This is a genomic window from Vreelandella sp. GE22 (genome assembly GCF_968212445.1).
Window position 1 is genome coordinate 1,137,915 of sequence record NZ_OZ309110.1, and the last position, 26,843, is coordinate 1,164,757.

A 26,843-nucleotide genomic window follows, 5' to 3' on the forward strand; every position below is an offset into this window, starting at 1 on the left:
CGGATCTCTTGGTTACGGACTAGTTCGTGACGGACAGGTGTATCGGGATACGTCTGGAAAATAAACGTTATACGCAGTACGGGTCGGGGATATCAAGGCCTGCAAGCAGCCGGCGCTCCAACGCTTCCATGACCTGGGCGTCGTCGTCGTCGATATGATCGTACCCAAGCAGGTGCAGCGTGCCGTGAATCACCATGTGCGCGTAGTGGTGGTCGAGGGCTTTTTGCTGCTCGAGCGCCTCGTTGACGACGACCTCGTGACAAATCACCAGATCGCCCAGTAAAGGAAGCTCTAGCCCGGGCGGACACTCGAAAGGAAACGAGAGCACGTTGGTGGGTTTGTCCTTGCCTCGGTAGTCGCGATTCAGCGCCTGGCTCTCCTGGGGCTCGGCCAGGCGGATCGTCAACTCGTGGCGGGGGTCATCCGGATGGTGAGAAAACACACAGCCCACCCATTGGGTGAGCTGTTCGAGTGTAGGGATCTCTTTAGCCTCGACCGCCACCTGGCGGTCGATCACGATATCGGTCATCGCGAGCCGTCTCCGCCCGCTGAGTGATGATCGCGCGAGGCCAGGCGTGCCTCACGCTCTTGCTGGCGCGCCTCACGCTGGGCGCGCTCCTGGGCTTCCTGCTCGGACTCGAACGCATCGTAGGCTTCGATGATGCGCTGAACCAGGGGGTGGCGTACCACGTCCTTCGCGGCAAAATGCGTCACGCCTATCCCGGGGGTGTCCTTCAATACATCCAGCACCTGGATGAGACCGGAGCGCTGGCCCTTGGGTAGATCCACCTGGGTGACGTCCCCGGTGATCACCGCCGTCGAGCCAAAGCCGATCCGGGTCAGGAACATCTTCATCTGCTCCGGCGTGGTGTTCTGGCTCTCATCCAAAATGATATAGGCGTTGTTGAGCGTACGCCCGCGCATGTAGGCAAGCGGGGCGATCTCAATCACCTGACGCTCGATCAGCTTGGCGACCTGCTCGAAGCCGATCATCTCGTAAAGCGCGTCATAAAGAGGGCGCAGGTAAGGGTCGATCTTCTGAGCCAGGTCGCCGGGTAGAAAGCCGAGTTTCTCGCCGGCCTCGACCGCCGGGCGCACCAGTAGAATACGGCGTACCTCCTGGTTGTTGAGCGCCTCGACCGCCGCGGCTACGGCCAGGTAGGTCTTACCGGTACCCGCCGGGCCGATACCGAAGTTGATATCGTGTTCACGCACGCTTGTGACGTAGCGCTGCTGATTCAAGCCCCGAGGCTTGATCATGGTGCGCGGCGTGCGCATGATCACTTCGCTACTGCCGTCTTCGTTTTCTTCGTCTTCGTCCAACGACTCGAGTCCCGATTCTTGCAGGAACAAGTGCACCGTGTCCGGCGAGAGCTCGCTGGCCGCGGCTTCGCGGTACAGGTGCTCCAGCACGTTGGACGCGGCCTTGATACGGTTCGCCGGCCCGGCCAACTGAAAGATATTGCCACGGTTTCTCAGCGTGACGTCCAGCCGGTCTTCGATGAGCTTCAAGTGCTCATCGCGCTGCCCGCAAAGGCTAGCGAGGCGCTGCGGGTCATTGGGTTCAAGGCTTAGGGTGATGATACGGTTGGCCTGAGATGATGGCTGGCTCAAAAGTTGTGGACCCGTTCGTTGATGTGTGTAAACCAGAGCTTACTGCCCAGGGCTTGCTTTGAGCAATTACCTGGGCTAAATACGCGTCAAAAACGCTGGGGGGAGGTGAGCTCGCCGCGCAGCGAGTTGGGCAGTGCTTCGGTGATCTCGACATCGACGAAGTAGCCAATGAAGTCCGCCGGGTTGGCCGCGCGGAAGTTCACTACCCGGTTATTCTCGGTGCGCCCGGAGAGCTGACCCGGGTCCTTCGGCGAGAAGCCGGTGACCAGGATGCGCTGGGTCGAACCCACCATGCGGCGGCTGATCTGCGCGGCCTGCTGAAGGATACGGTCCTGCAAAATCGCCAAGCGCTGCTTTTTCACGCTCTCCGGCGTTTCGTCCTCGAGGCCAGAGGCCGGAGTGCCCGGGCGCGCCGAATAAACGAAGCTGAAGGAGTGATCGAAGCCGATCTGATGGATCAGGTCCATGGTGTCTTCGAAATCCTGCTCGGTCTCGCCGGGAAAGCCGATGATGAAATCCGAGGAGAAGCTAATATCCGGGCGATTGGCGCGGATGCGCTCCATCTTGTCGATGTAGGCTTGGCGGGTGTGGCCGCGCTTCATCGCGGAAAGGATATTGTCCGAGCCCGACTGAACCGGCAAATGCAGGTGGCTGACAAGCTCCGGGATCTCGGCGTAGGCATCTACCAGGCTGTCGGTGAATTCCACCGGGTGCGAGGTGGTAAAGCGCACGCGGTCGATGCCTTCCACCGCCGCCACGCAGGCAATCAGTTCGGCAAGGTCGATCTCTTCACCCAGCTGGTTTTCACCGCGATAAGCGTTGACGTTCTGGCCCAGCAGGTTGATCTCGCGCACGCCCTGGTCGGCCAGGTGGATGACTTCGTCCATGACCGGCTCGAACGGGCGGGATACTTCTTCGCCGCGCGTGTAGGGCACCACGCAGAAGGTACAGTACTTCGAGCAGCCTTCCATGATGGAAACGAAGGCCGTCGCGCCGTCGGAGCTCGGTTTGGGCAGGTGGTCGAACTTCTCGATTTCCGGGAAGGTGACATCGACCGCGGCGATCTGGTTGGCGGACGCCGACGCGCCGCTGCGCGCATCCATCATGGCCGGTACCCGGTGAAGCGTTTGCGGGCCAAAGATCATATCCACAAAGGGCGCGCGCTTTTGAATCGCATCGCCTTCCTGGCTTGCCACGCAGCCGCCCACGCCGATCACCAGATCCGGGTTGGCGTCCTTGAGCTTTTTCCAGCGCCCCAACTGGTGGAACACCTTCTCCTGCGCCTTTTCGCGAATGGAGCAGGTGTTCAGCAGGATCACGTCGGCCTCTTTCTCGTTATCGGTGAGTTCCATCTGGTGGGATTCGCCGAGTAGGTCCGCCATACGAGAGGAGTCGTATTCGTTCATCTGGCAGCCGTGCGTTTTGATGAAGAGCTTCTTCGCCATCGGTACCTGTCGTCTATGGATCGTCGTCAGACGAAAATGAATGGAGTATCTACGGGCTGCGCTCGAGGCGCGCCGGTGCATTAGGAGTGGGGCCATTATACGGATACATCAAACCAGCGGCTAGCGCTCAAAAATAATCGATGCTTGACCCAAACGATTCTATGCGTATACTACGCACCGTGTTTGAGCAGTTCCTCGATAGCTCAGTTGGTAGAGCAAATGACTGTTAATCATTGGGTCACAGGTTCGAGTCCTGTTCGAGGAGCCAATACATTGCGTGTTGGTTCTTGTTCAAATACAATAGCTTAAGGTTGTTCCTCGATAGCTCAGTTGGTAGAGCAAATGACTGTTAATCATTGGGTCACAGGTTCGAGTCCTGTTCGAGGAGCCAAGCTATTCCCGATTTTATTATCTGTTTCGCATAGCCGTTTCAGGTAAGCATGATTCCTCGATAGCTCAGTTGGTAGAGCAAATGACTGTTAATCATTGGGTCACAGGTTCGAGTCCTGTTCGAGGAGCCATCTCTTCTTTCTCCCTTTCTCAAGATTTTTAACCCTTCTTAAGCTTTAAGCCTAACGTCTCCTTTCACGATACCGCTTTTTTAAAGCTCCCTTTGGTTTGTGCTCTCTTTAGCGTGTGTTCTCTTTGATTGGCCTCTCGTTGGCGAGCGTTCGCTTTTCTGACTGTAAGCTTTCACATTGACGCCCGCTGATGATACGGCCCGCTATGCGGTGAGTGCTCGATCATCGCGAATGTGTGTGTCTTTCGATCGGGTAGACGCGGGCTGGGGGCTTGGAGTGACGCCCTTGAGTCTTTGTGGGGAGTAGCAGGTTTATTCGGTGGGCGGTGGCGTTTCCAGCAAGGTCAGCCTGGGTGAGGAGAGAAGCCCGCTTGGCAGCAGGAAATCTCCTTCGGCCAGCGGAATGGCCAAGTGGGTAAACCGCGCTTCCAGGTCGACGCCTGCGGCTTGCCAGGCTTCCCATACCAGCGTTGTGCAGTAAATTCCTTCCGGGTCCAGCAGGCTGAACGGAGTATTCTCTTGCGCCTGCGCCCACTGTATTGCCTGCTCTCTTTGCGTTGCGCTTGCGTCCACGCGATAGATGGCGTGATGCCGGGAGCGCTGTGGCGACACGAAGAAGTCGAGAGAATCGATGACGACGCCATCGATGCGCCCCTCGACTTCGGCAGGGGTCGAGTGAATAACGGCCCACTCGCCCTCGCGTTGGGTCAGCAGGCCAACATGGCTGAAGTGCCCTTCATCCATGGCCAGTACGATATCGCTGACAGCCTCGTTGCCTTCACGAAAGATCAGGTCGCCGGGCCTTGCCCCAATGAGTGGATCGGCTATCGCGAAGGGGGCCAGAAGGATCAGCGATAGCAGGATCAGGCAAGACCGTCGGATGCTCATTACTCGAGAGAAATCTTCCAGTCACCGTCCTCTTTTACGAGAGGGGTATTTTCATTCATGGATTTGCCGTTATTGAAATGGATCGTGCTCTGGATGACCGCCCGCTGATCGTCTTCGAGCATGTTGGTGTTTACCGTTTCTACGGAGTCCAAACCATCATTGGCGGCGATGCGGTTTTGTAGATCACCTACCAGCATCTGCACCTTGCCCTTGGCGGCGACCATTTCTTCCGCGCCAACGCTTGCAAACGAAACCTGGTCGATGGCTTTTTCGACATCCCCGTCCGCCGTGGCCTGGAAAAAGGTCTCTACCGTGTCTTCGGGCTCGCCGCCTGAACAAGCGGTGAGAAGGGCAGCGGCGAGAAGCGCTGCGGCTGTAAGGAATATGTTACGTTTCATGTTTTTACCTTGAGATGATGTGACCCCGAAGATAAATTAACACATTCGTTAGGCTGGCAATACAAGGCGCTGAAGTCCGTCGTTCGACGGGCATTTCGGTGGTCAGTGTTTCGCATGGTTTTATCGACGTTCATAAAAAAGCCGCGCCCCAAGAGGCGCGGCTTTAAACGTTAAAGCGCTTAGCGCTGGGCCATGCGCTGGGCGTTTTTAAGGTGGGTGTAGTCGAGCATTACTTCGGCGGCTTCGAGCACGTGAGCGCGGTCGACGGGCATTTCTTCGTCGTCCTCTTCGTCTTCCTCGATGGGCGCGCCGTTTTCGGAGTTGTCCAGACGGGCATCCATCCACTCCTCGAGCTCGGGGAGGTCAAGCGCTCGGCGGCGCTGGTTTTCGAGCGAAAGCTGCTCGCCTTCCTGGGCTTCCAGCTCGCGCTGGCGCTGCTCCCGGTTCAGGCTGACGCTGGTGTGCTGCTCGCGAAGTTGGCGGGCAAGCGTCGACTGGCGCTCCAGATAAAGGAAGTTCGGGTTCTGCTGAGCGCGCTGCTGGTGCTGGGTCGTCAGGGTGTCGATAAAGTCTTCCGGGTTGCCGTAGCGGTGGTACTGAACGTTTTGCACCGTGTCCCAGGCCAGGGCGTTATCCAAGCTGCTTTCGCCGATGCGCTCCGGGTCGATCAGGCTCGGGAAGGTAATGTCCGGCTCGACGCCGCGGTTTTGCGTACTCTCGCCGGAGATCCGGTAGAACTTGGCGCGGGTCAGCTTGATCTGACCGTGGCTAAGATCGTTGAGCGTTTGGACGGTGCCCTTGCCAAAGGTCGAGGCGCCGACCACCAGGCCGCGCCCGTAGTCCTGAATCGCGCCGGCGAAGATTTCCGAGGCCGAGGCGGAGAGGCGGTTGGTCAATACGGTCAGCGGGCCGTCATAGAGTGTGCCGGCGTCGGTGTCGCCGTAGAGCTGGATACGCCCCTGGGCGTCGCGTACCTGAACGGTAGGGCCGCGATCGATGAAGAGCCCAATCAGCGAGTTGGCTTCCTGCAAAGCGCCACCGCCGTTGTTGCGCAGGTCCAGCACGATACCCTCGACGTTTTGTTCCTTGAGTGATTCGATCTCCTGGGCCACATCGCGGGTGGTGCTGCGATACTCCTCTTCGCCGGCCTGCCAGGCGTCGAAGTCGACGTAGAAGGTGGGCACATCGATCACTCCGATCAGGTGGGGCTCGCCGTCGCGCTCGACTTCGATGACTTCACCGTGCGCTGCCTGGTCTTCGAGGCTGACCGTGTCGCGAGTGATCTCCACTATCTGCGAGCGGGTCATGTCCACGGCCTGGGCGGGTACCACGTCCAGGCGTACGACGGAGCCCTTGGGACCGCGAATCAAATCGACGACGTTGTCCAAGCGCATGCCGACCACGTTGACCATTTCGCCGTCTTCCTGGCCCACCGCGGTGATGCGATCAGCAGGCTCCAACACGCCGGCGCGGTCGGCCGGGCCGCCGGGTACCAGGCTCGATACCTTGACGTACTCGCCGTCGGCCTGGAGCAAGGCGCCGATACCTTCCAGTGAAAGGCTCATTTGAATGTCGAAGGATTCGCTTTGGCGCGGCGAGAGGTAGCCGGTATGCGGGTCGATCGTGCTGGAAATGGCCGCCATCAGAATGCCGAATACGTCTTCGTCTTCGGTTTGACGCAGCCGGGTCAGCTGACCTTCGTAGCGTTGGCGCAGATTCTCTTCGACCTGCTCATCGTCCTGGTCGCTGAGGGCCAGTGTCAGCGCATCGTTTTCCAAACGCTTGCGCCACAATTCGTCCAGCTCGCTTTCGCGTGTCGGCCAGGCGACGTCTTCGCGGTCGATCTCAAGGCGCTCGTTGCTTTCGAAATCGAACGACAGGCCTTCATCCAGACGCTCTAAAAGCCACTCGAGGCGCTCGGTGTGGCGCTCGTTCAAGCGATTGTACAGCGCGAAGGCGTCGTCAAGCTCGCCTTCGAACAGCACCTGGTCCATGTCGTCTTCTAAATGGCGGTAGGGTTCGATGTCGCGACTTAGAAGATAGCTACGCTGGTTATCCAGAATATCCAAATAGCGTTGGAAAGCTTCCTGGGACCACTGCGCATCGAAATCGATGTTCGCGTAGTGGCCGTAGCGCAGTGCATCCCCAATCTCCACTGCCGCTTGGCGTTGTTCGTCGGTCGGTTCGATTTGCGCAAGTGCCGGGCTGGTCACTACCAGCATCACGGCAACGGCGACCGAGCGCGAAAGCGTTGCAAACAAGCTCATCAGTCAGGCTCTCCCGGAATTTATAGTCATACACGCTCCCTAGACATTCAGCCAGCCCATGAGTTGCGTAGGCCGAAAGAGCATTGTAGCAGGTCATTTACTCTGTGATACTCACTCATTTTCTGATAAGGGGCAATCATTTGAACGCGGTCGACAACACGCCGGTCGAGGCGCAACGCCTGACGCGGCTATGCGATTTTTTGGCGCAATCGCCCACGCCCTGGCACGCCACCCAGGCAATGGTCGAGCGGCTGGAGCAAAACGGTTTTACAGGTCTGGACGAGCGGGCCGATTGGCAGCTAAAAGCGGGGCAGCGCTACTTCGTGACCCGCAACGACTCCTCGATCATCGCTTTTCAGCTGCCTGCGACAGGGCTCGATGAAAAAGGGCTCGATGAAAAGGGGCTCGAGAGCCTGCGTATGATCGGCGCCCATACCGACAGCCCTGGGCTCAGGTTAAAGCCCGAGGCGACCCAGCGTTCGGCGGGTTGGCTTCAGCTGGGTGTACAGGTCTACGGCGGCGTACTGCTGGCGCCCTGGTTCGACCGCGACTTGGGGCTGGCCGGGCGCGTACATATCCGCCACGCGGATGGAAAGCTTGAGAGCGTGCTGCTCAACGTCGCCGACCCGGTGGCCATGATCCCGAGTCTTGCGATCCACCTGGACCGCGACGTCAACGGCGGCCGCCCCATCAACCCCCAAACCCAGATGGCGCCGGTGTTGATGCAAAGCGAAGACGCCACGCTCGATTCGCTTTTGCTTCAGTGGCTGAACGAGGAGCACGGCCTCGAGGGAATCGAGGTAGTGGATTTCGAGCTGGGCTTTTACGATCTACAGCCGCCTTCGCTGGTAGGCGTGGGCAAAGAGCTGGTAGCCAGCGCCCGGTTGGATAACCTGCTTTCGTGCTTTATCGGGTTGGAAGCGCTACTAACGTGCGATGGCGAGCAGGGCGCGCTGTTCGTGGCCAACGACCACGAGGAAGTGGGCAGCGCGAGCGCCTGCGGCGCCCAAGGGCCGTTTTTGGGCGATGTGCTCAAGCGCATCAATGGCCAGATCGGTAAAGGAGGGGAGGAGGCGCTGATTCAACTGATTCAGTCCTCGCTGATGATCTCCTGTGACAACGCCCACGCGCTGCACCCGAACTTTCGCGACAAGCACGACGAGCGCCACGGCCCGGCTATCAACGCAGGCCCGGTGGTCAAGGTCAACGCCAGCCAGCGCTACGCCACCAACAGCGTGACCGGTGCGCTGTTTCGCGACGTGTGCCGCGAGGCGAACGTGCCGGTGCAGTCCTTCGTGACCCGCGCGGACATGGGCTGTGGCAGTACCATCGGGCCGATAACGGCCACTGAGGTGGGCGTGCCGACCATCGACGTGGGCGTACCCCAGTGGGCGATGCACTCGATTCGTGAAACCGCGGGCACCCGGGACGTAACGTACCTGGTTCAGGCGCTCGTGGCGTTTCTGAATCGTCCGGTGCTCTGAGCCGATTGCTAATAAACGCGCACAAAAAAGCCCGCTAACCAAGTTAGCGGGCTTTTTCTAAAAGCTGGTGGCTACACCCTGATTTGAACAGGGGACCCCATCATTATGAGTGATGTGCTCTAACCAGCTGAGCTATGTAGCCGTTCAACGGGGGCGAATGTTACAAAGCGCGCCGCCACCCGTCAAGTGCTTGCTGCTTCAATCGTCAAAAAAAGCCTAATCGCGGCGAATCAGCGATTTATACGCTTAAACGTTGAAGCGGAAGTGAATCACGTCGCCATCCTTGACGATGTACTCCTTACCTTCCAAACGCCACTTGCCCGCGTCCTTGGCGCCTTGCTCGCCGCCCAGGGACACGAAGTCATCATAAGCGATGACCTCGGCGCGAATGAAGCCTTTCTGGAAGTCGGTGTGGATCACACCGGCGCCTTCGGGAGCGGTGGCGCCTTCCTTAACGGTCCAGGCGCGTACTTCCTTCACCCCGGCGGTGAAGTAGGTTTGCAGGCCCAAAAGGGCGTAGCCGGCGCGAATCACGCGGTCGAGCCCCGGCTCTTCCATGCCCATCTCGGCCAGGAACATGCTGCGCTCCTCGTCGTCGAGTTCGGCGATCTCGGCCTCGATCTGGTTGCACACCGGCACCACCACCGCGCCTTCTTCGGCGGCGATTTCGTTGACGATATCCAGATACGGATTGTTCTCGAAGCCGTCCTCGTTGACGTTAGCGATGTACATGGTCGGCTTCAGGGTCAAAAAGCCGAAGCTTTTCACCTGGTGCTTTTCGTCGTCGGAGAGGCCGAAGCTTCGAAGCGGCATACCTTCGGCCAGGTGCGGCTCGATCTTGTCCAGAATCGCCTTGGTGGCCGAGGCGTCCTTGTCGCCGCCTTTCACCGAGCGCACCAGCCGCTGGCTGGCTTTCTCGACGGTGTCGAGATCCGCCAGGGCCAGCTCCAGGTTGATGGTTTCGATATCCGCGCGCGGGTCCACCTGGTTGGAAACGTGAATCACGTTGTCGTTATCGAAGCAGCGCACCACGTGGGCGATCGCCTGGGTTTCGCGAATATTGGCCAAAAACTTGTTGCCCAGGCCTTCGCCCTTGGAAGCACCCGCCACCAGGCCAGCGATGTCCACGAACTCCATGGTCGTGGGCAGCACTTTCTGAGGTTTGACGATCTCGGCGAGCTTGTCGAGCCGGGGGTCGGGCATCGGCACGATCCCGACGTTGGGCTCGATCGTGCAAAACGGGAAGTTTTCCGCATCGATGCCGGATTTGGTGAGCGCGTTGAAGAGCGTGGATTTGCCTACGTTGGGTAGGCCAACGATACCGCAGTTAAAACCCATAGTAATGTCCTGACCTGGGCGCGCTTGATGAAGCCGCCTTGAAATGGAAGCGTCTGGCTATTTTACGCTATGTAGTTGGTTCATGGCTTTAGCCCAGTCGCCTTGGAGCGCGAGGGGCAGGGTGGCTTGGCACTCATCGAGAGAGCGCTCGATGGCTTCGAGCTCTGCCTTGCCGGGGCGGCCAAGAACGAAATTGGTGACCTGGCGGGCCTCGCCGGGATGACCAATACCGATGCGCAGCCGATGAAAGTCTTTTTGATTGCCCAGGGCGCTGATGATGTCGCGAAGACCGTTGTGGCCGCCGTGGCCGCCACCGGTTTTGTAGCGCGACTGGCCTGGCGGCAGGTCGAGCTCATCGTGGGCGACGAGCAAGTTGTCCGGGGCGAGCTTGAAAAACTGGGCCATGGCCGCGACGGCGGCGCCGCTTCGGTTCATGAAGGTGGTGGGGTTTAGAAGGTGCAGTTCATGGTCGCCAATACGCACCTTGGCGTAGAGCCCCAGAAACTTTTTTTCCGGGCGAAGCTCGGTATGGGCGCTGCGAGCGAGGGCATCTACCAGCCAAAAGCCCGCGTTATGACGCGTGGCGTCGTACTCGGGCCCGGGGTTGCCAAGCCCAATGATCGCCATTACCTGGCTCATGTTCCCACCTCCATCGCTTAACAAGATGTTCTCGGCCGAAAGCCTGTTATCTGACAAAAAAAATCAAGCGCCGAGGCGCTTGATTTTAGCATTCATGGGCCATGCGGGCATGGCCCAATCGGCACGGGTAAGCCAAATGCGATGCGCTTATTCGGCGCTGCCTTCTTCGCCTTCGCCTTCGCCTTCACCTTCTTCGCCTTCTTCCTCTTCAATACGATCCTTGATCTCGGTAATGTTGAGGATGGCGTGGTCGTGCCCTTCACCGTGGGCCAGGTCGACCGACGAGACGCCAGCCGGCAAGCTCAGGTCGGACAGGTGCAGGGTGGTACCCAGCTCGACGCTTGCGATGTCGATTTCCAGGTAGTCCGGCAGATCCTTCGGCAAGCAGCTGATGGCTACTTCGTTGGCCATGACGTGCAGTTCGCCGCCCTGGTCCTTGATGCCGACACACTTCTCTTCGCCAGTCACGTGCAGCGGCACGTTCATGGTGATTTCGTGAGTGGCGTCAACGCGCATGAAGTCGGCGTGAGTCAGAAGCGGCTTGTAGGGGTGACGCTGAAGGTCACGCACGACAACCTGCTCTTCTTTACCGTCGATGACCAGGGTGATCACTGAGGAGAAGAAGGATTCGTCTTCGATCGCCTTGTAGAACGCGGTTTTTTCGACAGCGATAGACGCCGGTGCTTTCTCGCCACCGTAGATGACGGCGGGAACTTGCTGGTTCGCACGACGCAGGCGGCGGCTCGCACCTTTCCCCAGGTCGTTACGAATGTCGGCTTTCAGAGTAAAATCGGACATGTTGGTGCCTCATGGTTTAAGTAAGAAAGCCCCGCCGACCGCGACCAGGCGACGACGCTTTCAAGGCCCCAGAAGGGGGCTTTATCGTCAGGCAGTTCCGCTATTAGTGGAACATCGCGCTGACAGATTCTTCGTTGCTGACCCGGCGGATCGCTTCCGCAATCAGGCCGGCAACGCTCAACTGGCGAATTTTTCCGCTGCGACGAGCATGCTCGGCCAGCGGAATAGTGTCGGCCACGACCACTTCATCCAGTACAGAGTTCGTGATGTTGTCGATGGCAGGGCCAGACAAAATCGGGTGTGTTGCGTAAGCGACCACGCGGGCGGCGCCGCGGTCCTTGAGCGCTTCACCGGCTTTACAAAGGGTGCCGGCGGTGTCGATCATGTCGTCGACCACCACGCAGGTGCGCCCTTCGATTTCACCGATGATGTGCATCACCTGGGCCTGGTTGGCCTGAGGGCGGCGCTTATCGATGATCGCAAGGTCGGCGTTGAGCTGTTTGGCGATGGCCCGAGCGCGCACCACGCCGCCTACATCCGGGGATACCACGACCAAGTCGTCGTAGTTTTGACGCTCGATATCGTCGAGCAGAATCGGCGAGCCGTAGACGTTGTCCACCGGCACATCGAAAAAGCCCTGGATCTGGTCGGCGTGCAGGTCCATCGTCATCACGCGGTCGACCCCGGCCTTGACCATCATGTCGGCCACTACCTTGGCCGAGATGGGCACACGGGCAGAGCGCACGCGGCGATCCTGACGGGCGTAGCCAAAGTAGGGGAGTACCGCGGTAATACGCGTCGCCGAAGCGCGGCGCAGCGCGTCAACCATCAGGATCAGTTCCATCAGGTTGTCATTGGTCGGAGCGCAGGTGGACTGAAGAATGAATACATCCTTGCCCCGCACGTTCTCATTGATCTCGACGGCAATCTCGCCGTCGCTGAACTGACCCACCGTGGCGTTGCCCATACGGCTGTCGAGGCTTTCAGCCACTTTACGAGCGAGTTCGGGATTGGCATTCCCGGTGAAAACCATCAATTTTGACACGCGCAGCCACCTTTGCAGTGTTGGGGATCAGGGGAGAAAACGATAGATCATGGTTAGGTTGGCTGGGGTACCAGGATTCGAACCTGGGAATGCCGCTACCAAAAAGCGGTGCCTTACCACTTGGCGATACCCCAACGATGACCTAATGTGATGACCGGGCGCTTTCAGCCGCCCAGCGCATCATGTAGAGGAGAGGTATTTAGCCCACGAGCCACCCATGCCTGATAGCGCTGACCCACCTTGTCGGCGACGGCTTTCGCGGCGTGCTCTGTTTCGAACGTTGCAAACAAACAAGCGCCGGTGCCGGTCACGCGGCTTGGCGCATACTGACCAAGCCACTCTAGCGCGCAAGCGATCGGCGGATAGCGTTTTTTGACCGTTGCTTCACAGTCGTTACGCCACGTGGCCGCTCCCCCCTGCAGTGCGCGCGCCATAGTAATGGGGCGGCTTGCGCGTGTCAATTCCGGGTCTTGAAAGATCACGGGGGTCGAGACGCTCACGCCGGGGTGAAGGACCACGAACCAGGGGGTGTCCAGGTCGACGGGCGTGAGCTCTTCACCCACGCCCTCGGCCCAGGCGCTGTGGCCGTGAACGAATACCGGCACGTCCGCGCCCAGCGAAAGGCCAATTCGGGCAAGCTCGGTGGGGGTAAGGCCAAGGTTCCAGAGCCGGTTGAGTCCAACCAGTGCGGTGGCGGCGTTAGAGCTTCCGCCACCGAGCCCGCCGCCCAGGGGGAGGCGCTTGGTGAGCGAAAGGTCCACCCCAAGCTTCGGACTTTGGCGGTACGCAACGAGTTTACGCGCCGCGCGCACGATCAGGTTGTCGTCGAAACTGACCCCCTCGACGGCGCCCTCCAGCGTGATGGCGCCGTCATCGCGCAGACCAAGCGTCAGCTCGTCGCACACATCGATAAACTGAAACAGCGTCTGCAGAGTATGGTAGCCATCCTCGCGACGGCCGGTAATATGCAGCATACGGTTGAGCTTCGCCGGGGCCAAAAGCGTCAGTTGCTCACCGGCGGTATCGTTACTCACGGGGCTTGCTCCTCGTCATCCCGGGGGCGCCACTGGTTGACCACCAGCGTGATGCGTACTTCATCGACGCTCATGACCAGTCGGCGCGGCAGCCACATGTCGTCCACTTCTTCCCAGTCGCGGTAGTCGATTTCCCAGCCGTCCTGTTCAAGGTGGCTTGGAAAGCCCAGCGCGTCGGTTTCGAGCTGGTAGCTCGAATCATCGCCTGGCAGGCCACGCACCCAGTCGGGCATGGCGCGAACCGGCAGCGACCAACCCAGTTGCTCCTCCATGAGCGCTTCCGGCGTTTCGGCTTCGAAACGGCCTTCGCCGGTGGTCAGCGAAAAGCGGCCTTCGCGGCCTTCCAGCACGCTACGTCCGCCGCCGAAGGGGCCGCTGATCAACATGCGAAAATAAAATGGGGTCTGGTTCCAGTCCAGGTTGGCGCTGGTGTTCTCCTGGGGGGTGCGCAGTCCGGCCTTACCGACCAGCGTCCAGCTATCGAAAGCTTCCACCTCGGCCTGCTGGCGCTCCCACTGGCCCGCCTGGCGGCCGCTTTCATCCATGGGCGCTTGGGTGGCGCACCCGGCCAGTATCAAAAGCGCCGCCCCGGTCAGAAGGGCGCGGGCGGGCCGGGGGCAGGCGTGGCCAAGCGAGATAGTCGAGCGGGTGGTCAGCATAGCGAAACTCCATATCGGTGGTGCGTCTTGAATCGTTCAAGAAAAGTCGTTAACGAGGCCTGTCTAAAAAGGCCTTATAAAAGAAGCCGTATAGAAGCCGTATAAAAGGGGCACATAAACCCGAGTGTTCAGGGCGCGCCGAGTTCCGGGTGGCGCTCGAGCAGTTCAAGAATCGCGGGGTGCTCGCCATTGCGGGTCTGAAAGCGGCGCACCAGGGTTTGGGCTTCATCAGTGCGCCCCAGGGCATGCAGTACCTCCGCCAGGTGCGCGGCCACTTCCTGGTCGGGCATCTGGGCGTAGGCGCTTTCGAGCCAGGCCAGGGCGTTGGCTGGCTCGCCCATTTTGAAATAGACCCAGCCCATACTGTCCAGAATCGCCGGGTTATCCGGCTCCAGCTGGTAGGCACGCTCGATCAGCTCGCGGGCCTCATCGAGGCGCTCGGGTAAATCGGCGTCGGCCAGCGTGTAGCCTAATGCGTTGAGCGCGGCGGCATTTTCCGGTTCGGCGCGAATGACCTGGCGCAAATCGCGCTCCATGGCCTCGAGGCCGTCGCGCTCGAAGGCACGCATCGCCCTCAAATAGCGCAGGCCGGTATCCGTTGGGGTGCGCGCGACTTCACGGTCCAGCAAGGCATCCGCCTCATCGGCCAGGTTTTCGGCGTCGAGTAGCTGCACTTCCAGCAGCACCAGGTCGTTGAAGTAGGCGTCAAAGCGCATCCGCTCGATGCGCAAAAACGCCTGGGCATCGAGCAGCCGATCCGCATCGATCAGCATCTGGGCGGCGGTAGCGCGGGCGGCGAGAAACTCATTGCCCTCGTGTACCTGACGGTAGTAGATCAAGGCGTTATCGATATCGCCTTGGGATTGCGTGATGGCGCCCAGCAGGTAGTAGGCCAGATCGGGAATGTTCTGCTCGCCGATCAGTGGCTGTAAAAGACGGTAGGCGGGCTCTTCGTGGCCCTCTTCCAGATAGAGCTGGGCCAGGGCGACGCGAAGCTCGTGGCCGCCGCCGTGGCGTTCGAGCAGCGCATCGGTCTGTTCTTCGGCGGCGGCGATGTCGTTAAGACGAATGTTGGCTTGCGCGAGCATCAGGATAAAGCGGACGTCATCCGGGGCGAGCAGTAACCCTTGTTGCGCGGCGTAGCGTGCCCTTGTGTGGTCGCCGGTTTCGAGCGCAAGCTGCGCCCTGGCAAGCCATAAGGCATCGGATTCCGGGGCCTGCTGGGCTACCTGATCCAGGCGTGTTTGGGCCTGGTGGGTATTGCCAAGCGCCGCTTCGATCAACGCGGTACCCAGCAGCACGTCCGTTTGCGCTTCGAGTTCCGCCTCGGTGGGGCTAATCCGAGCGCTATCGTCCAGGTAATCGCGAAGCGGGCGGATCAACAGTCCAAGCGGCGCCTCTTCGGCCAAGGCGAGCTGGGCAAAGGAGGTGATGTCGCCGTTGCCCCCCGCCGACACGATCGCTAGCCGCTGTTCCAGGCTGTCCAGCCAGTCGCCGCGGGAAAGCGAAAGTGTGGCCAAAAACTGATTGGGCCCTTGGGCCTCGGGGGCAAGCTCGCGCCAGCGAAGCGCCGAGGTTTCCATCAAGGCGGTGTCGTTGCCAAAGCGGGCAGCGAAGGTCGCGCGCTCGGCAAGCGCTGACACCGGGTAGCGCTCGGAGGCCGCCAGGTAGCCGCGGCTTGCGCGGCTGAAGTCGCCGCGCTGGCCGGCCATTTCGGCGGTCAGCAGCGTACGCAGGCCCTCGGCGTCCAGCCCGCGGGTAATCGGCGGTGCAAAGGCCATGGGGTCGCTTAGGTAGGCGGGTAATCCACCGTCCAGGTTCGAAGGCGTCGCCTGGCAGCCGCTTAACAGCAGCGTGGCCGCCAGGGGCCAGCGGGGTAACCCCCTAAATGTCGCGCGAAAGGGCATGCGTGTCTCAATCCAGTGGCCGAATGGTCAGCATAGCGGCTTGCAGGCCTGCGGCAAAGTGGTGACGCCAGAACCGGGTGGTTTGTGGTAGAATGCTACACCTTGAAAACGATTCGTGTCAGCGCAATTTCAAGTCGAGCTGGCCTGGCTTTCATGCCACATGACTCGTCCGTTAAAGAGTCGAGCATACGTTTATTCACGACCGATCCACTAGCGAAGACGCATAACGCATGACGCTTCTTGCCTTGGGAATAAATCATCGTACGGCCAGCGTGGCGGTACGTGAGCAGGTGGCCTTTACCCCCTCGCAGCTTGAAAGCGCGCTGGGCGAGCTTCGCTGCCTGCCACATGTAAGCGAAGCGGCGGTGCTCTCGACGTGTAACCGGACCGAGCTTTACTGCGTTACCAATGCCGCCGGCGAGCAGGTGGTGCTCGATTGGCTGAGCCGCTTTCATAATCTGCGCGTGGAAGACCTGGCGCGCAGCGCTTACCACTACCTGGACGACGATGCCGCTCGCCACCTGATGCGCGTCGCCGTTGGGCTCGACTCGATGGTGCTGGGCGAGCCGCAGATACTTGGCCAGCTCAAGGACGCCTACCAGCAGGCGCGCAGCGCCAAAGGGCTGGGCGGTGAGCTCGAGCGCCTTTTTCAGCATACCTTTGCCGTGGCTAAACAGGTGCGCACCGAAACCGGTATCGGCAAGAACCCGGTGTCGGTGGCCTACGCCGCGGTGAGCATGGCCAGCCGCATCTTTGACGACTTCAGCCAGGCAAGCGCTTTGTTGATCGGGGCCGGCGAGACCATCGAACTCGTGGCTCGCCATCTCAACGAGGCCGGGGTGCGTAATTTAACGGTCGCCAACCGCACCCGCGAGCGCGCGCTGGGGGTGGCCGCCGGGCTGGGCGGTGAAGCCATCACGCTGCCCGAAATCCCCGCCGCGCTCGAAAAAGCCGATATCGTGATCTCCTCGACCGCCTCGCCGCTGCCGATTCTTGGCAAGGGGATGGTCGAACGCGCGCTCAAAAAGCGCCGCCATCGGCCGGTGTTCATGGTGGATATCGCCGTTCCCCGGGATATCGAGCCCGAAGTCGGCGAGCTGGCCGATGTGTTTTTATATACCGTCGATGACCTGGAAGAGGTGATCGAAGAGAACCGCCGCCACCGCCAGGTGGCCGCCGACCAGGCCGAATCGCTGATCGAGCACGGCGTCGACAGTTGGGAGCAGGATCGCCGGCTGCGCGGCGGCGGCGAGCTGATTCGCGACTACCGCCGCCACGGTGAGGCGCTGCGTGACGAAAGCCGCGATCAGGCACTGGAGCGCCTTGCCCGTGGCGAAGACCCGGCCAAAGTGGTCGAGCGCCTGGCGCACCAGTTGGCCAACCGGTTCATGCACCAGCCGACCCTGGCCCTTCGCGAAGCGGCCTCTCAACAACACCACGAAGTGCTGAGTGCGGCGCCGCGCGTGCTGCTTCCCTCCAAGCCCGCGTTCGAGACACCCGCGCCCTCGGCTAAACGCCAGAAGGATGATACGCCCGCATGAAAGAGACGTTGCGCCAACGCCTGGACAGTTTTGCCGACCGCTTTGAAGAGCTGGCAATGCTGCTATCCGACCCGGAAGTGATCAGCAACCAGCAGCACTTTCGCGATTACTCCCGCGAGTACGCGGAGCTCGAAGAGCTGGTCGCTGCTTGGCAGCGCTACCGCGAAGTAGAAGAAAACATCGCCAACGCCGAAACGCTCAGCCACGACAGTGACCCGGAAATGCGCGAGCTGGCCGAGATGGAAATTCAGGACGGCCGCGAGCAGCTGGAAAACCTCGATATCGAGCTCAAGCGTCTTTTGGTACCCAAGGACCCGGACGATAACCGTGGCGTGTATCTGGAAGTGCGCGCCGGTACCGGTGGTGACGAGGCGGCGATTTTCGCCGGTGACCTGTTTCGCATGTACTCGCGCTACGCCGAGAAACGCGGCTGGCGTGTGGAAGTGGTTAGCGCCAGCCACGGGGAGCAGGGCGGCTATAAAGAAGTGATCTCCCGGGTGAAGGGTGACGGCGTCTATGCGCGGCTCAAGTTCGAGTCCGGCGCCCACCGCGTGCAGCGCGTACCCGCCACCGAGTCCCAGGGGCGTATCCACACCTCCGCCTGTACGGTGGCGGTAATGCCCGAGGTCGAGGATGTCGGCGATGTCGATATCAACCCCTCTGACTTGCGCGTGGACACCTACCGCTCGAGCGGCGCTGGTGGTCAGCACGTCAACACCACCGACTCGGCGATTCGTATTACCCACCTGCCCACCGGCGTGGTCGTGGAGTGTCAGGAAGAGCGCAGCCAGCATAAAAACCGCGCCAAGGCGATGTCGCTATTGGCCGCCAAACTCAAGCGCAACGCCGTGGATTCTCAGCGCCAGGAGCAGGCCGACGCGCGCCGTTCGCTGGTCGGCTCGGGTGATCGCAGTGAGCGTATCCGCACCTATAACTTCCCCCAGGGGCGGATTACCGACCACCGCATCAATCTGACGCTTTATAAGCTTCTGGATGTGGTCAGCGGCGAGCAGCTCGATGAAGTCGTCGAACCGCTGATTCACGAGTACCAGGCCGAGCAGCTTTCCGCCCTGCAGGACGTCTAATGACCTTCGATGCGCTGCTGGGCGCCGCGGCCAGGCGCTTGGCGGCGGCGGGCTCTGGCTCGCCGCGTTTGGATGCGGACGTGCTGATGATCCACGCGACCGGGCAAAGCCGTACCTGGTTGTACACCTGGGGGGATAAAACCTGCCCCCCTTGGCAGCACGCCCGTTTTGACGCCCTCATCGCCGCCCGGGCCCAGGGGCAGCCGGTGGCGTATTTGACCGGCGAGCGGGAATTCTGGGGCTTGAGTCTGGCCACGTCGCGGCACACGCTGATTCCTCGCCCGGACACCGAGACCCTGGTCGAGGCCGCGCTTGCCCGCGCCGGGGCAGGCCAGGGGCAGTTTCTGGACCTGGGCACCGGCACCGGCGCCATCGCGCTGGCCTTTGCAAGCGAACGCCCTGGCTGGCAGGTGGCCGGGCTCGATATCCGCTCGGAGGCCGTTGAGCTTGCTCGGCACAACGCCGCACGGCTGGCGCTTGAGAACGCTAGCTTTGCGCAAAGCGACTGGTTTGAGGCGCTCGAAAAGCACAGCGACGCGCCCCGCTTTGATATCATCGCCAGCAACCCGCCCTATATCGATGAGCGTGACCCGCACCTGGGCTTGGGCGATGTGCGTTTCGAGCCGCGCTCGGCGCTGGTGGCAAAAAACGCGGGCCTGGCCGACCTGATGCATCTGGTGTGCGCCGCCCGGGGCTACTTGAACGCCGAGGGCTGGCTCATGCTGGAGCACGGCTATCGCCAAGCGCGGGAGGTGCGCCAGGCGCTTGTCGAGGCAGGCTATGCAAGCGTTGAAAGCATCGCCGATTTGCACGGGCACGCGCGGGTGACGCTAGGGCAGATTTGCTAGCATCGATCTATTGCCATGGATGTGTCATGAAGTCTAAAAACAGAACGCTGGACCGCATCGACCTGCGCATTCTGCGCGTGCTTCAGGATAATGCGCGCATCTCCTACGTCGACCTGGCCGCCGAGGTGGGGCTCTCGACCACGCCGTGCCTCGAGCGCGTCAAACGCCTTGAACGCTCCGGCGTCATTCGCGGCTATAAGGCCATGCTGGACCCTCAGGCGCTCAAGGCGAACCTGCTCGTCTTTGTCGAGATCAGTCTGGAGACCCAGTCGCCTGCGGTGTTCGATGAATTCCGCCGCGCGGTGGAGACGCTGCCGCAAATTCAGGAGTGTCACCTGGTGTCCGGGCAGTTCGATTACATTTTAAAGTGCCGGATCCCGGAAATGTCGGCGTACCGGCAGCTGCTGGGCGATGTGGTACTCACTTTGCCCGGGGTGAAGGAGTCCAAAAGCTACGTCGTCATGGAGGAGGTCAAGGAAAGCTTTAGCTTGTATGTACCCGAATCCAGCGAGTTCGAGGAGCCCTAGCCCATGATGGATGACCAGGCGCTACTGCGCTATAGCCGCCAGATCATGCTCGACGAGATCGATATCGAGGGACAGCAGCGCCTGCTGGGCGCTCACGCGCTGATCATCGGCGCCGGCGGGCTCGGTTCGCCGGTAGCGCTCTACCTGGCGGCGGCGGGGGTGGGGCGTATCACCCTGGCCGACGCCGATGCGGTCGAGCTCTCCAATCTGCAGCGCCAGATTGCCCATCGACACGACAGTGTCGGCCAGAACAAGGCTGCCTCGGCCCGGGCGAGTATGCTCGCCGTGAACCCCACCTGCGAGGTAACCGCGCTCGAGCGCCACCTGGGCGAGGCCGAGCTCGAAACGCTTGCCGCCTCCATGGATGTGGTACTCGACTGCACCGATCGTTTCTCCAGCCGCTACGCGATCAATGCCGCCTGTCAGGCCGCCGGCGTGGCGCTGGTGTCCGGCGCGGCGATTCGATTTTCCGGACAGCTGGCGGTTTTCGACCCGCGCGACGCCCAAAGCCCCTGCTATGCCTGCCTCTACCCGCCGGACGACAGCGGCGACGAGGCGTTGAGCTGTGCTGAAAGCGGCGTGGTAGCGCCGCTGGTCGGGCTTATCGGCACGTTTCAGGCGCTCGAGGCCGTGAAGCTATTAAGCGGCGCCGGGCAGGTGCACCGCGGGCTCTCCACCTTCGATGGGCTCGCCGGGCGCTGGCGCCACTTTCAGGTGCCGCGGGACCCCGAATGCCCGGTATGCTCTTCTGCCACGACGATCTCCCGTTCTTGACCCAGCGATAACAAAAGGGTACCCCCATGGCGAAATCCGCCGGCTCGAAGAGCTTAAGCCAAGCCAGGCGCGCCCAGCGCGCGCGCAAACAGCAAACCGTCAAACCCGCCTTTCAGGTGCCCCTGCTAGAGGAAACGTCCAGGCCGACTGCGCAAGCGCTCATGCCGCTGAGCGACGCCCTGGCCGCCGCTCGCAAGGCATTGAACGAGGCGCTCGAAGGTGGCGCCGAGCAAACCTCAAATGCGCCGCTGCATGTGTTCGTCTCTGTCACCGACGGTACAAGGCGCGCCACCGTGGTCAACGCCTGCGCGCCGACCCAGGATACGCTCTGGCAGACCCTCGAAAGCGCGCTCACGGCTCACTACGCGCTCGACACCCCGGTGCGCTGGCTGCGCCTGGACTGGACCCGGACGCTGACCTCGCATACCTGGGAGAGCCTGGCCGCTGAGCTCAAGCGGCACAAGCGTAACTATTTTCGTCGCGGTATCGCGCTGGACCCTGACGTGAAGATGGCCTTCCTGGAGCAGGAGCTCAATGCCAACGCCATGCTCTATACCGGGAGCAAAGCGCCTCACGCCGAGCTCAACCAGGGCAATTTTCTACGCTATGCTCGCGAGCGCTTTGGCCGCAAGGTTGAGATCGCCTTCGAACCGAGCCAGCCGGTGTACACCTTCACGACCGAGTCGCTGCTCATCGAGCCTGACCAAACGCCCCGTCGCCTTTTGGGCTACACCGGCGGGAAAGAGGGCCGTTCTACCGGCCGGCGCTTGGTCGAGCCCCTAACCCCGGACACTACCGGCGCGCTGATCGAAGACGCCAGCCAGTTTCTCGCCGCTCAGGTCGAGCCGAACGGGCGCTTTATTTACGGCCTGCACCCCTGCTTTGATCGACTGGTAGCCGGCTACAACACGCTGCGCCACGCCAGCAGTATTTACAGCATGCTCGAGGCTTGGGAAGTCACCCAAAGCGAGTCGCTCAAGCACGCCATCGACCGGGCGCTTGAGTACCTCACTACAAAGCTTTTGCAGCGCTTCGAGCATTTAGGCGAGCGAGTTACGTATTTGCTGGAAGAGAACGGCGAGATCAAGCTGGGGGGCAGCGGGGTGACGCTGCTGGCGCTTTCAAAATACACCGAACTTACCGGCGATGAGCGCTACCTGGCGCTAATGGAAGAAGTGGCGCTGGGGATTCGCCAATTGCAGCTCGAAAATGGCGGCTTTAGCCACGTGCTCAACACAGCCGATCTAAGCGTGAAAGATGATTTTAGAATCATCTACTACGATGGTGAGGCCGCGTTCGGCCTCATGCGTCTGTACGGCTTGACCCGGGATGAGCGCTGGCTTGCGGTGGTCGAGCGCGCCTTCGAGTACTTTATCGACCAGGAGCACTGGAAAGCCCACGATCACTGGCTTAGCTACTGCGTCAACGAGCTGACCCTTTACCGCCCAGAAGAGCGCTACTACCGCTTCGGACTACAAAACGTGGCCGGTTATCTGGACTTCGTGGAAGGGCGGATCACCACCTTTCCCACGCTTTTAGAGCTGATGATGGCGGCGCACAAGATGATTACGCGCCTGCAAAAAATACCTGAATATCATCATCTTTTAGCGCTGATCGACCTTGGGTACTTCTATCGGGCCCTCGAAAAACGCGCCCACTATCTGCTCAACGGCCACTTCTGGCCCGAGTACGCGATGTACTTCAAGAATCCGCAGCGCATCGTGGGCAGTTTCTTTATACGCCACCACAGCTTTCGTGTGCGCATCGACGATGTCGAGCACTACCTCTCCGGGTTCGTGGCCTATTTGCTGCACTATTTAAGCGGCGATTTTACCGCCCTGGAAAAAGGCCGGCCGGCCGAGGAAGAAGTGAATACCCGCCCGCCAGCCCCTTTCCCGCAGGCGGATAGCCCTTCTTTTATCAGTGAAGGTAACTGGACCAGCCAGGACGTGGCGGCGGCCAGCGAAGGGCGCTGGATAACAAGGCCGGGTTCCGTGCGCTGGCGTGCGACGGGGCTGAGCTTTAATATCAAAACGATGGCACCAGGCCATATGGTGGTCGTCAGAACGGATCAAAGGCCTCTGGGGATTCACGTCGATTTTCTCGATAAGCTGCCTTACAAGCCACAATTGCTGATCGCCCAGGCGCCTGTCGATAGGGCGGCGCTTGAGAAACACGCCATTCCCATTTATGAAGTAGCCGATACCGGCCAGGCGGTTCTGGATTTGGGAGGCTTCGCCCGGCAAAAACTCGCAGGCAAGGTGATTGGCGTTACGGGAAGCGCGGGTAAGACGACCGCTATCAACATGCTGCACCAGCTGCTTTCGCTTTGGGGAGAGACCGGCGCCACCCGCCATAGCGCCAACCTTCCCTATGGCATCGCCTGGACGCTAGCTTCCGTTCCCTGGCAGGCGCGTTTTCACGTCATCGAAATGGCCATTGGCCGCATGCGCCAGAACTCTGTTTTGGCGCGGCCGGATATAGCCGTGTTTCTCAATGCGGGGCCGGCTCACCTCGAATACCACGGAACAGTCGAGCAGGTAGCGCTTCGTAAAAGCCGTATATTTGAAGCAATGCGCCCCGGTGGCCAGGCGATCATCAATCGCGATATGGCACAGTGGCCGGCAGTCCAGGCCGCTGCTCGCAAGCGTGCACTGAGTATCATTTCCTTTGGCTGCCACCCCGAGGCAACGATTCGCTGGGTCAATCCCGATGATTTACAAAAGCTCGAGATTACCTATTCAGACGAGCGGATTAGTATCGACATGGCCGGGCGCGGCAGCCACTGGGCGATGAATATACTGGCGACCTTTGGCGTGCTGGTGGCGCTGGGGTTATCGCCCCGTGAAGCGCTCCCTTTCGTTGGGCGGGTACTACCGCCTCAAGGACGAGGCAGTCAGCGCCAGATTGCGTGGCAAGGCGGTGAGCTCTGCCTGCTAAACGACGCTTACAACGCAAACCCTCTCTCCATGAACGCCATGCTCTCCCAGGCTAGAAGTGTCCAGGCCCGGCGTAAGCATCTGGTGCTTGCGGATATGCTCGAACTGGGCGCGGATAGCCTCGCTTTGCACCAGGCGCTGGTAACGCCGATCATAGCCAGTGGCGCCGAGTCGGTATGGCTACTGGGCGAGCAAATGCAGACCCTATTACCTTATCTGACAGGACACATCGAGCGGGTGCAAGGCTTTGCGACCCGGCAGGCCCTTGTCGACGCGCTGGTGGCATCGCTCGAGCCTGGAGACTGGGTCGCTTTCAAGGGGTCCAACAAATTTGGCCTGAGCGATATCGCTCAAACCCTGGGCGACGAACAGGTACCATAAAAAAAGCCCGCAGGGAGCGCGGGCTGACGTCACGGTCTTTTACGTCAAAAGGGAAAAGAGGAGGGGGCCTGGCCCCCTCGCGACTTAATTGCGGATCAGATAATCGAAGGCACCCAGTGACGCCTTGGCGCCTTCACCCATGGCGATGACGATCTGCTTATAGGGCACGGTGGTGGCGTCGCCCGCGGCGAATACGCCGGGCACGGAGGTCATGCCGTGGGCATCGACGATGATCTCGCCGTGGGGCGTCATCTCGACCGGCGAGTCCTTCAGCCACTCGGTGTTCGGGACCAGGCCGATCTGTACGAAGATGCCTTCCAGCTCGAGGTTTTTGACCTCGTCGGTGTTGCGATCCTTATAGGTCAAACCGCTAACGCGGCTGCCGTCGCCGGTCACCTCGGTGGACTGAGCGTTCAGGATGATATCGACATTGGGCAGACTCTTTAGCTTTTTCTGCAGTACCGCGTCGGCGCGCATTTCGCCCATGAACTCGACCAGCGTCACATGGCCCACGATACCGGCCAGGTCGATGGCCGCTTCGACGCCGGAGTTACCGCCGCCGATGACCGCCACGCGCTTGCCTTTAAAGAGCGGGCCGTCGCAGTGGGGGCAGTAGGCAACGCCCTTGTTGCGGTACTCCTGCTCGCCAGGCACGTTCATTTCGCGCCAGCGCGCGCCAGTGGCCAGCACCAGGGTTTTACTCTTGAGCGTCGCGCCGGACTCAAACGTTACTTCGTGTAGCCCGCCTTCGACCTCGGCCGCCTTGAGAGCGCTTGCCCGCTGAAGGTTCATGACGTCGACTTCGTAGTCGTTGACGTGCTGCTCGAGCGCCGCAACGAGCTTGGGCCCTTCGGTGTAGGAGACCGAGACGAAGTTCTCGATACCCAGGGTGTCGACGACCTGGCCGCCAAAGCGATCACCGGCGATACCGGTGTTGATGCCTTTGCGCGCCGAGTAGATCGCGGCTGAAGCACCGGCCGGGCCGCCACCGATGATCAGTGAGTCGAAGGCGGCCTTCTCGCTGAGTTTTTTCGCATCGCGCTCGGCAGCCCCCGTGTCCACCTTGGCCAGAATCTGCTCCAGGGTCATGCGGCCTTGGTCGAAAGGCTTGCCGTTCAAGTAGATGCTCGGCACCGACATGATCTCGCGCTCTTCGACTTCGTCCTGGAACAGCGCGCCGTCGATCGCCACGTGGCGCACGTTCGGGTTGAAGATCGCCATCAGGTTGAGGGCCTGCACCACGTCCGGGCAGTTCTGGCAGGAGAGCGAGTAGTAGGTCTCGAAAAGCATCTCGCCGTCGAGCGCCTTGATTTGGTCCAGTATGTCCTGGGAGGCCTTGGGCGGATGGCCGCCGACCTGCAGAAGAGCGAGCACCAGTGAGGTGAACTCATGGCCCATGGGAATACCGGCGAATACCACGCCGCTTTCTTCACCCGGGCGGTTGATCGCAAACGACGGCGTACGTGCGTCCTGGCCGTCGGTTTTCAGGGTAATCTGGTTGCTCAGGCTTTTGATGTCTTCCAAAAGGCCCAGCAGTTCTTTTGACTTGTCACCGTCATCGAGGGACGCAACGAGCTCGAGCGGTTGAGTCACTTTTTCCAGGTAAGCTTTCAACTGACTTTTTAAATTGTCGTCCAACATGACAGCGGTTTCCTCGCAATCGGCGTGAATATGTCTCGACCGGCTCGAACATGCCAATGACTGGCTGAGCGCGGGAGAAGTGCGCAGGGTTAAAACGTACTTGAGGCGTTTCAAGGATTTGAAACGAGGCACCCGGGCAGTGCCCGGGTGCGGGGCCGATTCGTTACCCTTTATAAAAGCGGGTAGCGCGAATCAGCGAACGGCATTAGATCTTGCCGACAAGGTCCAGCGACGGCGCGAGGGTCTCTTCGCCTTCTTTCCACTTCGCCGGGCACACTTCGTTCGGGTTTTCACGAACGTACTGAGCCGCTTTGACCTTACGCAGTAGCTCTTCGGCGTTACGGCCGATGTTACCGGCGTTGATCTCGACGATCTGAACCTTACCGTCCGGGTCGATCACGAAGGTACCACGCTCGGCCAGGCCGTCTTCTTCGATCAGTACTTCGAAGTTACGCGAAATTTTCAGCGTCGGATCCGCGATCATCGGATACTGGAGCTTGCCGATGGTTTCGGAGCTGTCGTGCCACGCCTTGTGAGTAAAGTGGGTGTCGGTGGAAACGCTGTAGATTTCGACGCCCAGCTTCTTGAACGCTTCGTAGTTGTCGGCCAGATCACCAAGCTCGGTCGGGCATACGAAGGTGAAATCGGCCGGGTAGAAGAAGAAGATGGACCACTGGCCTTTCAGGTCGGCCTCTGTAACGTCAATGAATTCACCATTGAGGTAAGCGGTTGCCTTGAACGGTTTTACTTCGGCGTTGATCATGGACATTAGAAACGTCTCCGTATCGGATGGATGGTGACTTGAAAATGTAGGTGTCATACTAACGGCAAATGCTTGATAGCTAAAATTGAGAAAAGAAATTCGATCAATAGTGGTTAACTATTGGCTTCATTTCTTCTTCAATGCATGAACGACACTAAGCTAACGCGTAGGGCAAACGCCGTCATGGAAGGTAGGTGGGGCCAGTGACGCCTTAATGCAACAATTTTTTGGCCAGCCCTTGCGGTAGGGGGCATAGCCGCGCAGAATTCGCAGCTTCCAAAAAATTGCCTAGCGGTTTTTAAGTGCTA

The 26,843-nt window shown here is 60.4% G+C and carries 22 protein-coding genes and 5 tRNA genes; 10 read left to right on the forward strand and 17 right to left on the reverse strand.

Going from position 1 to position 26,843, the window contains the following annotated elements:
* Positions 1-67: 67 nt before the first annotated feature.
* The 3 genes from ybeY to miaB all read right to left on the reverse strand — a co-directional run bounded on the left by ybeY (position 68) and on the right by miaB (position 3,059).
* Complete coding sequence (gene ybeY, locus ACWHRL_RS05360; RefSeq protein ID WP_447895540.1) at positions 68-529, reverse strand: rRNA maturation RNase YbeY; 462 nt, start codon at positions 527-529, stop codon at positions 68-70.
* The gene (locus ACWHRL_RS05365) at positions 526-1,614 is read right to left on the reverse strand and encodes a PhoH family protein (protein WP_447528224.1); all 1,089 of its coding nucleotides are present in this window, start codon (positions 1,612-1,614) and stop codon (positions 526-528) included. Before ACWHRL_RS05365 ends, ybeY begins: the two co-directional genes overlap by 4 nt.
* Positions 1,615-1,700: 86 nt before the next feature.
* Positions 1,701-3,059 (reverse strand): tRNA (N6-isopentenyl adenosine(37)-C2)-methylthiotransferase MiaB, encoded by a 1,359-nt coding sequence (gene miaB / locus ACWHRL_RS05370; RefSeq protein ID WP_447528225.1) that lies wholly within the window; start codon positions 3,057-3,059, stop codon positions 1,701-1,703.
* 192 nt (positions 3,060-3,251) lie between these two features.
* On the opposite strand from miaB, the gene ACWHRL_RS05375 reads away from it, so the two are divergent.
* The 3 genes from ACWHRL_RS05375 to ACWHRL_RS05385 all read left to right on the forward strand — a co-directional run bounded on the left by ACWHRL_RS05375 (position 3,252) and on the right by ACWHRL_RS05385 (position 3,580).
* A tRNA-Asn gene (locus tag ACWHRL_RS05375) sits at positions 3,252-3,327 on the forward strand.
* A 47-nt stretch (positions 3,328-3,374) separates the two neighbouring features.
* A tRNA-Asn gene (locus tag ACWHRL_RS05380) sits at positions 3,375-3,450 on the forward strand.
* A gap of 54 nt (positions 3,451-3,504) precedes the next feature.
* Positions 3,505-3,580 (forward strand) — tRNA-Asn (locus ACWHRL_RS05385).
* A 311-nt stretch (positions 3,581-3,891) separates the two neighbouring features.
* Here ACWHRL_RS05385 and ACWHRL_RS05390 read toward each other — a convergent pair.
* The 3 genes from ACWHRL_RS05390 to ACWHRL_RS05400 all read right to left on the reverse strand — a co-directional run bounded on the left by ACWHRL_RS05390 (position 3,892) and on the right by ACWHRL_RS05400 (position 7,132).
* Positions 3,892-4,467 (reverse strand): YiiX/YebB-like N1pC/P60 family cysteine hydrolase, encoded by a 576-nt coding sequence (locus tag ACWHRL_RS05390; protein ID WP_447895541.1) that lies wholly within the window; start codon positions 4,465-4,467, stop codon positions 3,892-3,894.
* Entirely contained in the window at positions 4,467-4,865 is a 399-nt protein-coding gene (locus ACWHRL_RS05395; RefSeq protein WP_447895542.1) for a DUF4878 domain-containing protein, read from the reverse strand. Before ACWHRL_RS05395 ends, ACWHRL_RS05390 begins: the two co-directional genes overlap by 1 nt.
* Positions 4,866-5,044: 179 nt before the next feature.
* The gene (locus ACWHRL_RS05400; protein WP_447895543.1) at positions 5,045-7,132 is read right to left on the reverse strand and encodes a carboxy terminal-processing peptidase; all 2,088 of its coding nucleotides are present in this window, start codon (positions 7,130-7,132) and stop codon (positions 5,045-5,047) included.
* A 140-nt stretch (positions 7,133-7,272) separates the two neighbouring features.
* On the opposite strand from ACWHRL_RS05400, the gene ACWHRL_RS05405 reads away from it, so the two are divergent.
* Entirely contained in the window at positions 7,273-8,616 is a 1,344-nt protein-coding gene (locus tag ACWHRL_RS05405; protein ID WP_447895544.1) for a M18 family aminopeptidase, read from the forward strand.
* 65 nt (positions 8,617-8,681) lie between these two features.
* Here ACWHRL_RS05405 and ACWHRL_RS05410 read toward each other — a convergent pair.
* From ACWHRL_RS05410 to ACWHRL_RS05450, 9 genes are all read right to left on the reverse strand, one after another.
* Positions 8,682-8,758, reverse strand: a tRNA-Met gene (locus ACWHRL_RS05410).
* A 104-nt stretch (positions 8,759-8,862) separates the two neighbouring features.
* Complete coding sequence (gene ychF, locus ACWHRL_RS05415) at positions 8,863-9,954, reverse strand: redox-regulated ATPase YchF (protein WP_447528228.1); 1,092 nt, start codon at positions 9,952-9,954, stop codon at positions 8,863-8,865.
* 57 nt (positions 9,955-10,011) lie between these two features.
* Positions 10,012-10,593, reverse strand: coding sequence for an aminoacyl-tRNA hydrolase (gene pth, locus ACWHRL_RS05420; RefSeq protein ID WP_447528229.1), 582 nt, complete (start codon positions 10,591-10,593; stop codon positions 10,012-10,014).
* 147 nt (positions 10,594-10,740) lie between these two features.
* Positions 10,741-11,391, reverse strand: a complete 651-nt coding sequence (locus ACWHRL_RS05425) for a 50S ribosomal protein L25/general stress protein Ctc (RefSeq protein WP_447528230.1) — start codon at positions 11,389-11,391, stop codon at positions 10,741-10,743.
* A 103-nt stretch (positions 11,392-11,494) separates the two neighbouring features.
* The gene (locus ACWHRL_RS05430) at positions 11,495-12,436 is read right to left on the reverse strand and encodes a ribose-phosphate pyrophosphokinase (protein WP_447528231.1); all 942 of its coding nucleotides are present in this window, start codon (positions 12,434-12,436) and stop codon (positions 11,495-11,497) included.
* A gap of 59 nt (positions 12,437-12,495) precedes the next feature.
* Positions 12,496-12,570, reverse strand: a tRNA-Gln gene (locus ACWHRL_RS05435).
* Positions 12,571-12,600: 30 nt separating this feature from the next.
* Positions 12,601-13,470, reverse strand: coding sequence for a 4-(cytidine 5'-diphospho)-2-C-methyl-D-erythritol kinase (gene ispE / locus ACWHRL_RS05440; protein ID WP_447895545.1), 870 nt, complete (start codon positions 13,468-13,470; stop codon positions 12,601-12,603).
* Complete coding sequence (gene lolB, locus ACWHRL_RS05445) at positions 13,467-14,129, reverse strand: lipoprotein insertase outer membrane protein LolB (protein WP_447528233.1); 663 nt, start codon at positions 14,127-14,129, stop codon at positions 13,467-13,469. Before lolB ends, ispE begins: the two co-directional genes overlap by 4 nt.
* A gap of 128 nt (positions 14,130-14,257) precedes the next feature.
* A complete protein-coding gene (locus ACWHRL_RS05450; RefSeq protein WP_447895546.1) occupies positions 14,258-16,036 on the reverse strand; it encodes a tetratricopeptide repeat protein in 1,779 nt (592 codons plus the stop codon).
* 230 nt (positions 16,037-16,266) lie between these two features.
* On the opposite strand from ACWHRL_RS05450, the gene hemA reads away from it, so the two are divergent.
* The 6 genes from hemA to ACWHRL_RS05480 are packed head-to-tail and all read left to right on the forward strand — an operon-like array spanning position 16,267 to position 24,131.
* Positions 16,267-17,577 carry a glutamyl-tRNA reductase gene (gene hemA / locus ACWHRL_RS05455; protein ID WP_447528235.1) on the forward strand — a complete coding sequence of 437 codons (1,311 nt, stop codon included), beginning with the start codon at positions 16,267-16,269 and terminating at the stop codon, positions 17,575-17,577.
* Positions 17,574-18,662 carry a peptide chain release factor 1 gene (gene prfA, locus ACWHRL_RS05460; RefSeq protein WP_447895547.1) on the forward strand — a complete coding sequence of 363 codons (1,089 nt, stop codon included), beginning with the start codon at positions 17,574-17,576 and terminating at the stop codon, positions 18,660-18,662. The genes hemA and prfA overlap by 4 nt, the downstream gene beginning before the upstream one ends.
* Entirely contained in the window at positions 18,662-19,510 is an 849-nt protein-coding gene (gene prmC / locus ACWHRL_RS05465) for a peptide chain release factor N(5)-glutamine methyltransferase (RefSeq protein WP_447895548.1), read from the forward strand. Before prfA ends, prmC begins: the two co-directional genes overlap by 1 nt.
* A 26-nt stretch (positions 19,511-19,536) precedes the next feature.
* The gene (locus ACWHRL_RS05470) at positions 19,537-20,037 is read left to right on the forward strand and encodes an Lrp/AsnC ligand binding domain-containing protein (protein WP_447528238.1); all 501 of its coding nucleotides are present in this window, start codon (positions 19,537-19,539) and stop codon (positions 20,035-20,037) included.
* A gap of 3 nt (positions 20,038-20,040) precedes the next feature.
* Entirely contained in the window at positions 20,041-20,811 is a 771-nt protein-coding gene (locus tag ACWHRL_RS05475) for a HesA/MoeB/ThiF family protein (protein ID WP_447895549.1), read from the forward strand.
* A gap of 26 nt (positions 20,812-20,837) precedes the next feature.
* Complete coding sequence (locus tag ACWHRL_RS05480; RefSeq protein ID WP_447895550.1) at positions 20,838-24,131, forward strand: Mur ligase family protein; 3,294 nt, start codon at positions 20,838-20,840, stop codon at positions 24,129-24,131.
* Between the two features lie 84 nt (positions 24,132-24,215).
* Here the strand turns inward: ACWHRL_RS05480 and ahpF are convergent, their stop codons facing one another.
* Both ahpF and ahpC read right to left on the reverse strand, forming a co-directional pair.
* Positions 24,216-25,772, reverse strand: coding sequence for an alkyl hydroperoxide reductase subunit F (gene ahpF, locus ACWHRL_RS05485; protein WP_447895551.1), 1,557 nt, complete (start codon positions 25,770-25,772; stop codon positions 24,216-24,218).
* A gap of 205 nt (positions 25,773-25,977) precedes the next feature.
* Entirely contained in the window at positions 25,978-26,541 is a 564-nt protein-coding gene (ahpC, locus tag ACWHRL_RS05490; RefSeq protein WP_447528242.1) for an alkyl hydroperoxide reductase subunit C, read from the reverse strand.
* Positions 26,542-26,843 lie beyond the last annotated feature (302 nt).